Genomic DNA, 14,518 nt, shown 5'->3' on the forward strand with positions numbered 1-14,518 from the left:
TCGACACGAAAAATCCTGCGGCTGTGTCGGAACCTGAAGCGCGCTCGCAGCATTCATGATCGTGGCGCAGTTATTCACTTCCCATTCACGTCGTCCGCATTCTGCTTGCGATCTGCGTCGCGGCAACGGGGGTCGATTCGAAAGCTCAAGCGTTTTCCAGCGGAGCCTGTCCCGCACGTGATGCGGGATGGACGTCGGCTCGCGTGAAGAAAACGCGTCAAAGCAAGATCTGATCGTTCGTTGCAAGACGTGACTTAGAGGGATCAAGGAGACAATTCATGAAGGCGATGAAGGTTCTGGGACTGGCGGCCGTCGGTGCCGTGTTGGTGTTGGCGGCGCCGGCCGAGCGTGCAAGCGCGATGTCGCTCGCCACGCCGGGTACAGCCGCAACGGTTCAGGACAACGCGAACCAGACGACCACGCAGGTACGCTGGGGCGGGCGCGGCTGGCATCGTGGCTGGCATCGCGGACATCACCGCGGCTGGGGGCATCGTCGCCACTGGCGCCGTTGATCGCGCGGCGTATCAGCGCAGATGAGACACAGGCCCGTGAGCAGCGGGCCTGTTGTCGTTCTCAGCCATCAAACCGGCAGATTCGCCCACGCGAGATGATATCAATCGCAATCTGCAGGAGTTGATCATGATGAGATGGATCGGTGTTGCGGCTGTCGCTTGTGCATTCGCGTTGACAGCGCCGGCATCGGCAACCGCCGCGGCATCAGCCAAGCCGCAGGCCGCGGCACCGCAGCGGCAAGCAGGCAAGGCAACGGATATCAGCGCGCAGCGCCATCATCACCATTACCATCGTCGCCACTATCACTACGGCTACCGTCCCTATTACCGGCCGTACTACCGGCCCTATTCCTATTATCGGCCGTACGGCTCCTATTATTACGGGCGGCCCTATTACTATCGGCCGTACCCATATGCCGCGCCGGCGCCATTCACCTTCGGCTTCGGGTTCGGCCCGTTCTGGTGATGCGCGCCGTCGCGCTGGGCGCGACATCAGCGCTGCAACGAGAGAGCAGCTCCGATCGGAGCTGCTCCGTCCGCCTCAGGGCGCGAAGCCCTTCGCCAGCAGCACAATGCCCTGCGCACCCGCCTTGCGATCCCTGGAGATCTCGACATATTCGGGCGACTCCGACCAGGCGCGGAATGCGGCTTCATCAGGGAACGACATCAGCACCAGCTTGTCGCGATCCCAGCTGCCCTCGAGCACCGCGGGCTGTTCGTCGGCCGACAGCAGGCGTCCGTTGAACTTCCTGAACACGTCGAAGAAGCGCGCCTGATACCGATCATAGGCGGCGCGATCGGTCATCTTGAGTTGCACGATCACATAGACAGTCACTGACGTTTCTCCCGGACGTTTCGTGGCAGCGTTTTGCGCGTTCATGGCGCATTCAGTCAGCGGTTTCTAGCGTCATGCCGGGAGCGACTGCAATGAACGCAATGAAGCCGGCTGCCATGCAGCGTGGTGCTCGTTGCCGTTGTCAGGGAGGTTCAGAGATGAGGGAGAGCTATTTGCGGCGCGGATTGGTGCGCCGTCTCGGCGTTGCGGCGGCCGCGGTCTTCGCATTGTCGGTCGCCTCGCAGCAGCGCGCCGAAGCGCTGTCGCTGGTGAGCCCGGGCGCCGCGCCCGCAGCAAAATCTGCGGCCGATGCCATGACGACCCAGGTCCGGCACGGCGGTGGCCACGGCGGCGGAGGTCATGGTGGCGGCTTCCGCGGCGGCGGGTTTCACGGCGGTGGGTTCCGCGGCTTCCATGGTGGCGGCTTCCGCGCCGCACCGGCATTCCATGGCGGCTATCGCCATGGCGGCTTCTATCGCCATTATGGCGGTTATCACCGCTTCTATGGCGGCGGTTACCGCTACGGCTATCGGCCCTATTATCGCCGGCACTTCCATCACCGGCGCTTCTTCTACGGATCGTCCTACTATTACCCCGCCTACTATCATCACCGCCGTTGCCGGGTGGTCTGGACCTATTACGGACCGCGCCGGATCTGCCGGCCGTGGTGGCACCACCGCCACTACTGGCGGCCGTACCGGGTCTATTGGTAACGGCTGAAATGACAGCGGGCGCCTCACGGCGCCCGTTCTCTCACGCTTCTGCGGCCGAAGCCGTGATGAGATGAGGTTGAGCTGGAGCGGCATCGAAGCTTCACCTCTCCCTTGGGAGAGGTCGATTTGCGTAGCAAATCGGGTGAGGGGTTACGGTCTATCGAGGGAGTAGAGCCCTCACCCGGATTGCTTCGCAATCCGACCTCTCCCCGTCGGGGAGAGGTGGACCGAAGTCGCGGCAAGCCGATTCAACCCAATCTCATCACGCGTTAGTCCCAGTTCTTCAGCTTCCAGGATTTTATCTTCCACGGCGTCAGGTTTTCCATCCGCCATTGCGTCCAGCGCTCCGGCGGCCAGTGGCTGAGGCGCGAGGTTTCCTTCACCTCGGGAAGCGGATCGATGATGCGCGCTACTGCACGACGGCGCTTCTGGCGCGTCGCGTCACTGATCATGTCGACGAATTCGGGTTTATCGGCCACGGCACGCGCTCCTTGCGAAGGCTCGTTTTCGCAAGGAGGCAGTGTGCGTGCGCCCCGTTAACGAGCCGTTTCCGAAACGACTCGAGCTTGAGACGAAACCCGCGCTTGCCTTACCGCCAGTCGCGGACGTCGACGAAGTGTCCGGCGATCGCAGCGGCCGCGGCCATCGCGGGCGAGACCAGATGGGTGCGGCCCTTGAAGCCCTGGCGGCCCTCGAAGTTGCGGTTCGAGGTCGAGGCGCAGCGCTCTTCCGGCTTCAGCTTGTCCGGGTTCATCGCAAGGCACATCGAGCAGCCCGGCTCGCGCCAGTCGAAGCCGGCCGCAATGAAGATCTTGTCGAGGCCTTCGGCTTCCGCCTGCTCCTTCACGATGCCCGAGCCCGGCACGATCATCGCGTTGACGTTGGCGTTGACGGTCTTGCCCTCGGCGATCTTCGCAGCGGCGCGCAGGTCCTCGATGCGGCCGTTGGTGCAGGAGCCGATGAAGACGCGGTCGAGCTTGATGTCGGTGATCTTCGTGCCGGCGGTCAGGCCCATATATTTCAGCGCGCGATGCTTGGAGATGCGCTTGGCCTCATCGGCGATCTTGTCGGGATCGGGCACGAAGCCGGTCACCGAGATGACGTCCTCAGGGCTCGTGCCCCAGGTGACGATCGGCGGCAGCTTGGCCGCATCGAGCCGGATTTCGTGGTCGAAATGCGCGCCCTCGTCGGAGCACAGCGTCTCCCAGTAGCGCATCGCGGCGTCCCAGGCGGCGCCCTTCGGGGCCTTCGGGCGGCCGCGCAGGAAGTCGAACGCCTTCTGGTCGGGCGCAACCAGGCCGGCGCGCGCGCCGCCTTCGATCGACATGTTGCAGACCGTCATGCGGCCTTCCATCGAGAGCGCACGGATCGCCTCGCCGGCATATTCCAGCACGTAGCCGGTGCCGCCGGCGGTGCCGATCTCGCCGATGATCGCCAGGATGATGTCCTTGCCGGTCACGCCTTCGGGCAATTTGCCGTCGACGATCGCGCGCATGTTCTTGGCCTTCTTCTGGATCAGCGTCTGCGTCGCCAGCACGTGCTCGACTTCGGAGGTGCCGATGCCGTGCGCGAGCGCGCCGAACGCGCCATGCGTCGAGGTGTGGCTGTCACCGCAGACGATGGTGGTGCCGGGCAGCGTAAAACCCTGCTCCGGGCCGATGACGTGAACGATGCCCTGGCGCTTGTCGAACTCGTTGTAATACTCGATGCCGAATTCCTTGGCGTTCTCCGCCATCACCCGCATCTGCTCGATGCTTTCAGGATCGGGGTTCGGCTTCGAGCGGTCGGTGGTCGGGATGTTGTGGTCGACGACGGCGAGTGTCTTCTCGGGCGCGTGCACCTTGCGGCCGGCGGCGCGCAGCCCTTCGAACGCCTGCGGCGAGGTCACCTCGTGCACCAAATGGCGATCGATATAGAGCAGGCAGGTGCCGTCGTCGGCCTCGTGGACCAGATGGTCGTTCCAGATCTTGTCGTACAGCGTTGTCGGTTTGGACATGAGCTTCAGCTCCAGAAGAAATTCAGTGGTGGAATGGCATGAGCGCGTCTTAGGCGCGCGGACAGGCGAAAGCGTCCAGGCAGCGTTACGCTGCGCGTCTAAGCTCTGACGTGGCCGACGTCGCAAAGCGCCCGAAGAAGCGGCCGGGCAGCCGCGAGCGATCGTCGATCACGACGCGCTTGCAGGTCTGACTTGGACAGCGCTGGCTTGCTTGATCCGGAACCATTCTAAATTTCTAACACAGGGCTCGCGCCCGCGACAATCGATCCATGCGCGGGCCTGTACGTCAGATAGGTATGCCGCAACAAAAAAGCGCGGGGCAGGCCCCGCGCTTTCGGTCACATCCGGTTGTCGTTTGACGCGTTTTCTTGACGCGAACCGGTCCCCACTTCGCTCGAAAACGCTACGAGGGAAAAATTACTCGCCGACGGCGGTCTGACGGTCCTGCTTCTCAACGATGCGGGCCGACTTGCCGCGCAGGTTGCGCAGGTAATAGAGCTTGGCGCGACGAACCTTGCCGCGGCGCACGACCTTGATCGAGTCGATCATCGGCGACATCACCGGGAAGACGCGCTCGACGCCTTCGCCGTAGGAGATCTTGCGCACGGTGAAGCTCTCGTTGAGGCCCTGGCCGGAACGACCGATGCAAACGCCCTCATAGGCCTGCACGCGGGTACGTTCGCCTTCAACCACCTTCACGTTGACGATGACGGTGTCGCCGGGTCCGAATTCCGGGATATCCTTGGTGGCGGCGAGCTTGTCGAACTGCTCTTTTTCGAGCTGCTGAATAAGGTTCATTGAAATCTCCATCGGCGGCGCGCCCAGCCTTTCGCGGGCTGCGCAAACGTCCATCTATCCTGCGCGGGTGCGGATTTGGCCGCCCGTATAAGGCAAAGCGCAGGGTTTGTCACCCGTCTGTCTTGTTTTTTGTCCCTCGCCGAGCGGCTTTTTGGCCGGCCTTGCGGGCCCAGAGATCGGGCCGCCGGGCCGCCGTCAGGGCCTCGGACTGGGCCAGCCGCCAGGCCGCGACCTTGGCGTGATCGCCGGAAATCAGGATTTCCGGGATTGGCTTGCCCTCGAACTCCTGCGGGCGGGTGTATTGGGGGTATTCCAGTAGTCCTTCGGAAAAGCTTTCCTCGGTTCCCGAGGCCTGCTTGCCCATCACCCCCGGCAGCAGGCGGACGCAGGCGTCGATCAGGGCCATCGCGGCGATTTCGCCGCCGGACAGCACATAGTCGCCGATCGAGACCTCCTCGAGGCCCCGCGCCTCGATCACCCGCTGGTCGATGCCCTCGAAGCGGCCGCAGACGATCAGGGGGCCGGGCCCGGCCGCCAGCTCCGCGACCTGGGTCTGGGTCAATGGCCGACCTCGCGGGCTCATCAGCAGGCGCGGACGGTCAGGCGCGATATCGGCGGCGTCGATCGCCGCCGCCAGCACATCGGCCCGCAGCACCATGCCCGGACCGCCGCCGGCCGGCGTGTCGTCGACGCTGCGGTGCTTGTCGGTGGCCGAGGCCCGGATGTCGCGCGCCTCCAGCGCCCAGAGTCCGCCAGCCAGCGCCTTGCCGGCGAGGCTCACGCCGAGCGGCCCCGGAAACATGTCCGGGAATAGGGTCAGCACGGTGGCGCGCCATGGTGTCGCCTGGGCTGGGGTCTCTTGCGATGTCATGGCCTCTGGTTACGGCACCACGGCCGTGAGGTCGAGGCTCTGCATCATCGCGGCGGCATCCACCGCGCGGCGGAAGTCGGCGAGCTTGAAAGTCGCGACGTTGATCTGGCGCAGGTCCAGCAGGCCTTCGGCGGCGAGGCCGGCGAGCTGGCCCGGTGCCGTGCGGTCGTACATGAACTGCCCGACCACCTCCCAATCATTGGCCAGCATCTCGCGAAACGAGAGCTCGAGCGGCACCTCGGCGCTGCCCATCAGCACCATCCGGCCGCCACGCCTGAGCGCGCGCAGAGAGGACAGCGTGGTCGATGTGCTCTTGGCGGCGCCGAGCAGATCGAGCGCGACATCGGCGCTGCCGCCGGCGGCGCGGCGAATGACCGCAAGGTCGGCTGCGGCATCGCCGGTGACGACGGCGGGAATGACGCGTGGGCCGAACGCATCGCGCAATTGCTCGAGCGCGGCCTCTCTGCGTCCGACCGCAACGACGCGGCCCGCGCCCATCGCGACCGCGAGCATCACGCCGCCCGAACCGAAATAGCCGGTCGCGCCGTTGACGATGATGGTCTGGCCGCCGCACAGGCCGGAGCGCTGCAATCCGCCGAACGGCACGATCAGTTTTGCGAGCCCGATCAATTCGGTGGCCGGCTTGTCGTCGAGATTGGCAAGCGGCGTGACGCAGGCGGCCGGCCAGTGCGCGATCTCCGCGAACACGCCGTCGCGCCAGCGCGTCTGCAAGGCGAGCGCTTCCGGCGTCGTCACCGTCGCGGTAAGGCCGATCAGGATCTGCGGCGGATCGCGATCCGGCACGTCGCCGCGCAGATGCGGGCTGAGGAACACGCGGTCGCCGCTTTGCACATGCGTGACGTTGTCGCCCACGGCGACGACGCGTGCGATCGCATTGGTGCCCGGCACGAACGGCATCGGCGGCAGGCTGTAGGGAAGCGCGCCGGACAGAAGCTTGTTGGTATAGGACAGCACCATTCCGGCCTCGATCCGCACCACGACGCCATCGGGCGCGGGCCTCGGCGTCGCGACATCCTCGAAGCGGAGATCATTGTGGGCGTGCAGCCGCCAGGCCTTGTGCGTGCTTGTCATTGGGATGCTCCGTGACACCATCGCTTAAGTAGCCCGGATGGAGCGAAGCGCAATCCGCTCCAACCTCCCCTTGAAAAGAGGAGGTCGCTTTGCTCGCGAGAGCAAAGCGGGTGGGGATCAGCTCTGTCCGCTGGCAGCATCGCCCGCGGCTGGACCGCCATCCCGACCTTCCCCCAAAGGGGAAGGAGAAGTGAGGACATGTAGCCCGGATGGAGCATAGCGAAATCCGGGAGCGGGCTATCCGCGGTGAGAGCGGTCCCGGATTTCGCTGCGCTTCATCCGGGCTACGGAATTCGGCAAATAACTATGCGTCACGCCGCCTTCGGATCGTCGGCGAGATGCCGCGCGAGCGCCACTGCAAGCGGACAGATCGCCAGCGCCGTGAGCGCGGTCGCAGCTGTGGCGAGCGTCGGACCGAGCGCGTCGCCAAGCAGGCCGTAGAGCACCGGCGCGATCGCGCCCGATCCGATCGTTCCGGTATAGAACAGCGCGAAGGCGCGCTCGGTCTGATGCGCGGGGGTGAGCTCGGGCACCGTGCCATAGAGCACCGATGACGTGCCGTTGAGCATCACGCCGAGCAGCGGCAGCAGCACGATGGCCGGTGCGAGCGGCAGCGCCAGCACCGCGACGATCAGCGCCGCCGTGCCGCCTTCGGTGATCAGCACGGTGCGCAGCGTGCCGACCCGCGCGCCGAGCCAGCCGCAGGTGAATTTTCCCGCGGCGCCGCCGATGAAGACCAGCGCCAGCGCGAGGCCGTTGGTCGGCAGCGAGGCGCCCTTGTCGCGCAGCAGGAACGGCAGGAAGGTGAGGAAGCCCATCCTGACCGCGGTGTCGAGAATTCCGATCGCGAGCAGCCAGTGAAAGCCGCGGCCTGTGCTGGCGCCGCGCGATGCTGATGCCGCCTTGTGCTCGGCGCCCTTGCCGACCGACGGCATCCAGAGCGCGATGCAGACCGCGACGAGCAGGCCTGCAAGAGCGAGCACGAGCAGCGTGTGCCGCCACGACATGATCACCAGCAGGATCGAGGTCAGGGCCGGGATCGCCGCCTTGCCGAGATCGCCCGAGAAATTGTAGATGCCGAGCGGCCCGCGCGCCGCCGTGCCATAGGCACGCGACACCGCCGCGGAAGCGATCGGATGCTGCGTGCTCGACCCCGCGCCCGAGAGCGCGAGTGCGAGGCCAAGGCCAATGACACCGCCGGAGAATCCAGCAAACGCGTAGCCGAGCGCCGACAGCGCCGTGCCCGCGATCAGGATGACCTTGCCGTCGATCCGCTCCGCGATGCGTCCGACTGGAATCTGCAGCCCGGCCATGGCGCCGGCATAGAGCCCGCGCAGCAGCGCCAGCAGGCCGTAGCTCAGCGCGAATTCGGCCTGCCAGACCGGCAGCAGCACGTAGATGACGTCGGTGTAGCCGTCGTGGAGGGCGTGGTTGAGCCCGGTCACGGTCAGGGTGCGGGTTGACCGGGCACGGTCGGGCCGCGTCGCGCCGGTTTCAGCCGATACGCTCATTGCCGCCCTCCGGTGCAAGAAAATCTAAAGTTGGGACGGGCGAACATCAGGAGGGGGCCTCAAAAAAGAAAGCCATGTAAGTGGCTTGCATGGCAGTATGCGCCGCCAAGGCTGTTGTCACAAATCAGTAATAATCGGATCATGCGTTAGAAAATCTTGTATTGAGGGATCATGTTCGTCCCACGCCGCAGCCTGCCGCCGCTCAATGCGGTCCGCGCCTTCGAGGCGGCCGCACGGCTAGGCAGCTTCAAGGAGGCCGCCGCCGAGCTCAGCGTGACCCATGGCGCGGTCAGTCAGCAGATCCGCCTGCTCGAGGAATGGCTGGGCGCGCCGTCGTTGTTTCGGCGATCGGTGCGGCGCGTGGTGCTGACGCCGGCAGGCGCGGCATTGCTGGCGGAGTTCGCGCCCGCGCTCGACCGGATTTCCGCCGCCGTGCAGCAGCATCGCGAGCGGCGCGGCGATGCAGCGGTCGCGGTGCTGCGCGTCAATGCGCTCGCGACCTTCAGCCTGCGCTGGCTATTACCGCGGATGAGCCGGTTTCGCGCCGAGCATCCGGATATCGAGGTACGCCTGAGCACGTCGAACGATCCGGTGGATGCGTTGTCTGAATCATTCGACGTCGTGATCCGCGGTGGCCCCGACACCTTCCACGGCTTCTCGTCGCGCTTCCTGGTGTCGGAGCGCAGATTGCCGGTGTGCAGTCCGTCGCTATTGGCGCAGCTGCCGCTCAATGAGATCGCGGACCTCTCCAGGCACACGCTGCTGCATGTCACGTCGATGCCGCGGCTGTGGCGCGACTGGCTCACCGAGGCCGGGCAATCCGCGCTGGAGCCGGCGGCCGCGCTGACCTTCGATCACTTCTATCTGACGATCCAGGCCGCGCTCGATGGGCTCGGCGTTGCGATGGGACCGACCGCGCTGATCGCGGACGATCTCGCGGCCGGGCGTCTGGTGACGCCGTTTCCGGATGTTAGCCTGCCGGCGCGGAGCTACTTCGCGTATTTTCCGGCGGGCCGCAGCAACGATCCGCACAGCGCGGTGTTCTGCGACTGGCTCGAGCAGCAGGGCCGGATGACGGGCTGAAGATTTTATCTGATCAGGCCGCCGACGGATCGTCGCCGTCGATTTCCCGCGGTAGGTCGATCACGACTCGGCCACCGGCAACGTCGACAGTCGGCACCACGGCATTGGTGAACGGCAGCAGCATCGTCGCGCCCTGCGGCGGGGCGATCTCGATGATGTCGCCGGCGCCGAAATTATGGATCGCGATCACCTTGCCGAGCGGCTGCTCCGTCGTCGTCACCGCGGCGAGCCCGATCAAATCGGTGTGGTAGTATTCGCCGTCGTCCGTGTCCGGCAGCCGGTCGCGCGGAACGTAGAGCTCGAGGCCGTTGAGCCGTTCGGCATCATCGCGGCTGGCGACGCCCTTCAGCGTCACCACCAGATGGTCCTTGGCCTCGCGCGCATGCGTGACCTCGAACTGGCGCGTGCCGTCCTTGGTCGTCAGCGGGCCGTAGTCCTTCACGGCCAGCGGGTCTTCGGTGAAGGTCCAAAGCCTGACGGCGCCGCGCACACCATGCGCAGCGCCGATTCGGGCGACACAGACGAGGGACGGCATCAGCGGGCCTCATCCTTCGAGACGCGGCGAAGACGCCGCTCCTCAGGATGAGGTGAGAGACCCTCGTGCTGAGGAGCACGGCGAATGCCGTGCGTCTCGAAGCACGAGGCCGAGGTCATCGTCTTGGTACCTTAAGCCTTGGCGGCGGCTTCGGCCTGCGCCTTGCGCTCCTTGCGCGGCACGGCCTTCTCGGGGTTGTTGCGCGCGGTGCGTTTCACGACGCCGGCGGCATCGAGGAAGCGGGTCACGCGATCCGACGGCTGCGCGCCCTTGGCGAGCCAAGCCTTCACCTTGTCCATGTCGAGCTTCAGGCGCGACTCGTTGTCCTTCGGCAGCAGCGGGTTGAAGTGGCCGAGACGCTCGATGAAGCGGCCATCGCGCGGGAAGCGCGAGTCGGCGACGACGACGTGATAGACCGGACGCTTCTTGGTGCCTGCGCGAGCGAGGCGGATAACAACGGACATTCAGTTCTCCTTCAAAGGTCGATGTGTTCGATTGATTGGCATTCCGCGTCGCGCCGGCCGCATGTGAGCCGTCGCGACGAATTCCTCATTTCTTCTTGCCCGGGAAACCACCGAGGCCCGGCAGCATCGGCTTGCCGGAAAGGCCGGTCAGGCCCGGCACATTCGGCAGGCCGCCGCGTAGGCCGGCCGGCAAATCCTTCGGCAGATTGGGCAGGCCGCCGCCGGCGCCGCCCTGCATCTTCTCGGCGAGCGCCTTCATCTCCTCGGCCGAGGGCGGCTTCATGCCGCCGCCGAATCCCATCGCCTGTGCGATGCCGGCGAGCGGGCCGCGCTTGCCGCTTCCCATGGCCTTCATCATGTCGGCCATGTTCCGATGCATCTTCAAGAGCTTGTTGACGTGCTCGACGCTCTGGCCGGCGCCCGCCGCGATGCGCTTCTTGCGGCTCGCCTTCAGGATGTCCGGGTTCTTGCGCTCCTGCCGCGTCATCGAATCGATGATCGCGACCTGGCGCTTCAGGATCTTGTCGTCGATGCCGGCCGCCGCGATCTGGTTCTTCATCTTGGAGATGCCGGGCATCATGCCCATCAGGCCGCCGATGCCGCCCATATTGGCCATCTGCTGCAGCTGTTCGCGCATGTCGTTGAGGTCGAACTGACCCTTGCGCATCCGCTCGGCGGTGCGCGCGGCCTTCTCGGCGTCGATATTGGCGGCGGCCTTCTCGACCAGCGAGACCACGTCGCCCATGCCGAGGATGCGGCCGGCGATGCGGTTCGGATGGAAGTCCTCCAGCGCGTCGGTCTTTTCGCCGGTGCCGATCAGCTTGATCGGCTTGCCGGTGACGGCGCGCATCGACAGCGCCGCGCCGCCGCGGCCGTCGCCGTCGACGCGCGTCAGCACGATGCCAGTGAGGCCGACGCGCTCGTCGAACGAGCGCGCGAGGTTGACCGCGTCCTGGCCGGTGAGGCTATCCGCGACCAGCAACACTTCGTGCGGGTTGGCGGCGGCTTTGATCTCGGCCGCCTCCTTCATCATGTCTTCGTCGAGCGTGGTGCGGCCGGCGGTGTCGAGCAGCACGACGTCGTAGCCGCCGAGCTTGCCGGCTTCTAGCGCGCGCCTTGCGATCTGCGGTGGCATCTGGCCGGCGACGATCGGCAGCGTCGGAATGTCGAGGTCGCGGCCGAGCACCGCGAGCTGCTCCATCGCCGCCGGACGGTAGACGTCGAGCGAAGCCATCAGCACCTTGCGCTTGTCGCGCTGGACCATGCGGCGCGCGAGCTTCGCGGTGGTGGTGGTCTTACCGGAGCCTTGCAGACCGACCATCATGATCGGCACCGGCGGCACGGAGTTGATATCGATGGTCTGGCCGTCGGAACCGAGCGTGGCGACGAGCTCGTCATGGACGATCTTCACCACCATCTGGCCCGGCGTCACCGACTTGACGACGGTGGCGCCGATCGCCTGCTCGCGGACCCGGTCGATGAAGCTGCGGACCACCTCGAGCGCGACGTCGGCCTCGAGCAGCGCGCGGCGCACCTCGCGCATCGCGGCATCGACGTCCTTTTCGGTCAGCGCACCGCGCCCCGTCAGACGATCGAGAATGCCACCAAGCCGTTCCGACAGATTGTCGAACAATGCCGTTGTCCTTCGTTGCGCCCGTGAGCGCGGTCACCCGTTTCTCGTCATACCCCGCGAAAGCGGGGTATCCAGTACGCCGCGGCCTCCCGGTTCAATCCGAGGTGCCTCTGGGATACTGGATCACCCGCTTTCGCGGGTGATGACCAGATAGTTTGCCTGGGCACCGTGCCAAGACGATGGTCCAAACACTTTCGCGCCCGAGGGCGCATCGCGCTGTCGGGCGTTGGCCTCTGACCTCCAGGACCAGTCGGCGGGTCGAAAAGACGGAGCTTTCCGAGAAAGTGGCCGCGTTAAACGCTGCCGGGCAGGCAAAGTCAAGGAAAGTTTCGCTGAAATCCGCTCGGCTTGGACAGTAAGGTACTGAAATCACGCCGATTTGCCGTCTTAGTTCCGAATTTGCCGCTGCCACCCATATAAACCGGAGCCTGCCTCCTATTCCGGAACCCGCGTGCTGATCACCCGCCGCCGCCTTCTTGCAACCTTGACCGGAGCCGCCGCCGCAATCGGCGTGCCCTCGATCTGGATGATCTACATGAAAACCTACGACGGCCCCGTCTCCGATCATTTCGACGGCCTGCACTTCTTCGATCCGGACGGCTCGCCGCCGAAATCGCTTGGTGAGGTGCTGCGCTGGCAGTTCGGGGGCGGCCGGCAGCGCGCGATCTGGCCGGAATGGGCGCCAAGCGCCCATGCCGATACGCCGCCGCCCCGCGTCGAGGGCGACAAGGTGCGGCTCTGCTTCGTCGGCCATGCCAGCTGGCTGATCCAGGCCGCGGGCCTCAACATCCTGTTCGATCCGGTCTGGTCGATGCGTGCCTCGCCGTTCGGCTTCGCCGGGCCGAAGCGGCACAACGATCCCGGCATCGCGTTCGAGAAACTGCCCAGGATCGATGTGGTGCTGGTGTCGCACGGCCATTACGACCATCTCGACGTCGCGACGCTGTCGAAGCTTGCGGGGGCATTTGGTCCTCGCGTGATCACGCCGCTCGGCAACGACGTCACGATGCGCGAATCCGATGCCGCGATCAAAGCCGAGGCGTTCGACTGGCATCAGCGCGTCGAGCTCGGCAATGGCCTTGCCGCGACGCTGGTGCCGACGCGGCACTGGTCGGCGCGCGGGCTGTTCGATCGCAACAAGGCGCTGTGGGCGAGTTTTGTTTTGGAGACGCCGGTCGGCAAGCTCTACATCGTCGGCGATTCCGGCTACGGCGACGGGGGGCATTTCCGCCGGGTGGCCGAGGCGCATGGCCCGCTCAGGCTCGCGATCCTGCCGATCGGCGCCTATGAGCCGCGCTGGTTCATGCGCGACCAGCACATGAATCCGGAGGATGCGGTGAAGGCGCTGGCTGATTGCGGCGCGGCGCAAGCGCTGGCGCATCACCACGGCACATTCCAGCTGACCGACGAGGCAATCGACGCGCCCGCGATCGCGCTTGGCGAAGCGCTCGACGCAGCGAGCGTGCCGCGCGAGAAATTCGCCGTGTTGAAGCCGGGTCAGGTGTTCGAGATTTAGCGTCGTCCCGGCGAAGGCCGGGACCCATTACCACCGAGTCTGGTTGTGAACGGAAGCGCGGCCCCAGCGTCGCGCAACAATCGATATTTGGGGTTATGGGTCCCGGCCTTCGCCGGGACGACAATAATGAGTAGCCCGGATGAAGCGCAGCGAAATCCGGGAAAGACTATCCGCGAAGAAGCTGGCCCCGGATTTCGCTACGCTCCATCCGGGCTACGCCTGCGGCACTACTTCTCCTTGATCGCCCAGGAGACGCTGACATTGACCGTCAGCGTTTCCTCGCCTTGCGCCACCGGCGTCGGCGCGGCGAAGCCGGCCGTGGCCATCTTGGGACGGAACACCGGTACCGGCGCCGAGCCGACCTCCGCGATATTCACGGGTGCGCCGAGCGTGACGCCGGCGGCCTTGGCGTAGATCTCCGCCTTGCGGCGGGCGTCGGCAATCGCCTTCTCGCGGGCGTCGTCGAGCAGCTTCGAGGCCTGCGACACCGAGAAATTGAGCCCGCCGATATCGTTGGCGCCGGCGCCGACCAGCGCGTCGATGACGCTGGCGACCTTGCTCACATCGTGCAGCCTGATCGTGACGCGATTGCTCGCGTGGTAACCGACGATGCTGGGCGGGGCGTTCGGCGACGACGGCCCACGATTGGCGAATTGCGGCTGCAGCGACAGCCGCGAGGTCTGAAAGTCCTTCTCCGCGATCCCGGCACCCTTCAGCGCGGCCAGCACCTTGCCCATCGTCACATTGTTGGCTTCGGCGGCTTCGCGTGCGGTCTTGGCGTCGGTGGTGACGCCGGCGTCGAGCTGCGCCTGGTCGGGCGGCGCCGACACGGTCGCCTCGCCGGTGACCGAAATCGCCGGCGGAAAGTCGTCATTGGCCAGTACGGGCGCAGCCAGCAGCGTGGTCGCGATCAGGGTGGCGGCGAGGGGGAGGCCAAGGGAGAGGCGATGGGTCATCTG

At 65.8% G+C, this 14,518-nt stretch carries 16 protein-coding genes; 5 read left to right on the forward strand and 11 right to left on the reverse strand.

All coding sequences use genetic code 11. The features are described from left to right. Positions 1-278 precede the first annotated feature (278 nt). Positions 279-512: a hypothetical protein gene (locus ACVWYP_RS06115; RefSeq protein ID WP_016847632.1), complete on the forward strand. Its 234-nt coding sequence runs from the start codon at positions 279-281 to the stop codon at positions 510-512. Between the two features lie 127 nt (positions 513-639). Further along, a complete protein-coding gene (locus tag ACVWYP_RS06120) occupies positions 640-978 on the forward strand; it encodes a hypothetical protein (protein ID WP_304498102.1) in 339 nt (112 codons plus the stop codon). Positions 979-1,053: 75 nt separating this feature from the next. Here ACVWYP_RS06120 and ACVWYP_RS06125 read toward each other — a convergent pair whose 3' ends face one another. Further along, positions 1,054-1,347, reverse strand: a complete 294-nt coding sequence (locus tag ACVWYP_RS06125) for a DUF1330 domain-containing protein (RefSeq protein ID WP_016847630.1) — start codon at positions 1,345-1,347, stop codon at positions 1,054-1,056. A 158-nt stretch (positions 1,348-1,505) separates the two neighbouring features. Here ACVWYP_RS06125 and ACVWYP_RS06130 point away from each other — a divergent pair, with 158 nt between their 5' ends. Then, entirely contained in the window at positions 1,506-2,060 is a 555-nt protein-coding gene (locus ACVWYP_RS06130) for a hypothetical protein (RefSeq protein WP_304498103.1), read from the forward strand. Between the two features lie 269 nt (positions 2,061-2,329). Here ACVWYP_RS06130 and ACVWYP_RS06135 read toward each other — a convergent pair whose 3' ends face one another. The 6 genes from ACVWYP_RS06135 to ACVWYP_RS06160 form a co-directional block, all read right to left on the reverse strand. Beyond that, positions 2,330-2,539 (reverse strand): hypothetical protein, encoded by a 210-nt coding sequence (locus ACVWYP_RS06135; protein WP_016847629.1) that lies wholly within the window; start codon positions 2,537-2,539, stop codon positions 2,330-2,332. A 110-nt stretch (positions 2,540-2,649) separates the two neighbouring features. Further along, on the reverse strand, positions 2,650-4,056 hold the full coding sequence (gene leuC, locus ACVWYP_RS06140) for a 3-isopropylmalate dehydratase large subunit (protein ID WP_304498104.1): 1,407 nt from the start codon (positions 4,054-4,056) through the stop codon (positions 2,650-2,652). A 417-nt stretch (positions 4,057-4,473) separates the two neighbouring features. Then, a complete protein-coding gene (gene rplS / locus ACVWYP_RS06145; RefSeq protein WP_018269387.1) occupies positions 4,474-4,854 on the reverse strand; it encodes a 50S ribosomal protein L19 in 381 nt (126 codons plus the stop codon). A gap of 109 nt (positions 4,855-4,963) precedes the next feature. After that, positions 4,964-5,725 carry a tRNA (guanosine(37)-N1)-methyltransferase TrmD gene (gene trmD, locus ACVWYP_RS06150; RefSeq protein WP_304498105.1) on the reverse strand — a complete coding sequence of 254 codons (762 nt, stop codon included), beginning with the start codon at positions 5,723-5,725 and terminating at the stop codon, positions 4,964-4,966. 9 nt (positions 5,726-5,734) lie between these two features. Then, positions 5,735-6,817, reverse strand: coding sequence for a quinone oxidoreductase family protein (locus tag ACVWYP_RS06155; protein ID WP_304498106.1), 1,083 nt, complete (start codon positions 6,815-6,817; stop codon positions 5,735-5,737). Between the two features lie 311 nt (positions 6,818-7,128). Continuing rightward, positions 7,129-8,328, reverse strand: coding sequence for an MFS transporter (locus ACVWYP_RS06160; protein WP_304498107.1), 1,200 nt, complete (start codon positions 8,326-8,328; stop codon positions 7,129-7,131). A gap of 171 nt (positions 8,329-8,499) precedes the next feature. Here ACVWYP_RS06160 and gcvA point away from each other — a divergent pair, with 171 nt between their 5' ends. Beyond that, positions 8,500-9,411 carry a transcriptional regulator GcvA gene (gene gcvA / locus ACVWYP_RS06165; RefSeq protein ID WP_304498108.1) on the forward strand — a complete coding sequence of 304 codons (912 nt, stop codon included), beginning with the start codon at positions 8,500-8,502 and terminating at the stop codon, positions 9,409-9,411. Between the two features lie 13 nt (positions 9,412-9,424). Here the strand turns inward: gcvA and rimM are convergent, their stop codons facing one another. The 3 genes from rimM to ffh form a co-directional block, all read right to left on the reverse strand. After that, on the reverse strand, positions 9,425-9,946 hold the full coding sequence (rimM, locus tag ACVWYP_RS06170; protein ID WP_304498109.1) for a ribosome maturation factor RimM: 522 nt from the start codon (positions 9,944-9,946) through the stop codon (positions 9,425-9,427). 131 nt (positions 9,947-10,077) lie between these two features. Further along, the gene (rpsP, locus tag ACVWYP_RS06175) at positions 10,078-10,410 is read right to left on the reverse strand and encodes a 30S ribosomal protein S16 (protein WP_028340838.1); all 333 of its coding nucleotides are present in this window, start codon (positions 10,408-10,410) and stop codon (positions 10,078-10,080) included. 85 nt (positions 10,411-10,495) lie between these two features. Continuing rightward, positions 10,496-12,043, reverse strand: coding sequence for a signal recognition particle protein (gene ffh / locus ACVWYP_RS06180; RefSeq protein ID WP_018269389.1), 1,548 nt, complete (start codon positions 12,041-12,043; stop codon positions 10,496-10,498). A 451-nt stretch (positions 12,044-12,494) separates the two neighbouring features. On the opposite strand from ffh, the gene ACVWYP_RS06185 reads away from it, so the two are divergent. After that, on the forward strand, positions 12,495-13,559 hold the full coding sequence (locus ACVWYP_RS06185; protein WP_304498110.1) for an MBL fold metallo-hydrolase: 1,065 nt from the start codon (positions 12,495-12,497) through the stop codon (positions 13,557-13,559). Between the two features lie 227 nt (positions 13,560-13,786). Here the strand turns inward: ACVWYP_RS06185 and ACVWYP_RS06190 are convergent, their stop codons facing one another. Continuing rightward, the gene (locus tag ACVWYP_RS06190; RefSeq protein WP_304498111.1) at positions 13,787-14,515 is read right to left on the reverse strand and encodes an SIMPL domain-containing protein; all 729 of its coding nucleotides are present in this window, start codon (positions 14,513-14,515) and stop codon (positions 13,787-13,789) included. Positions 14,516-14,518: the final 3 nt, after the last annotated feature.

This window comes from Bradyrhizobium sp. USDA 3262 (assembly GCF_054060035.1).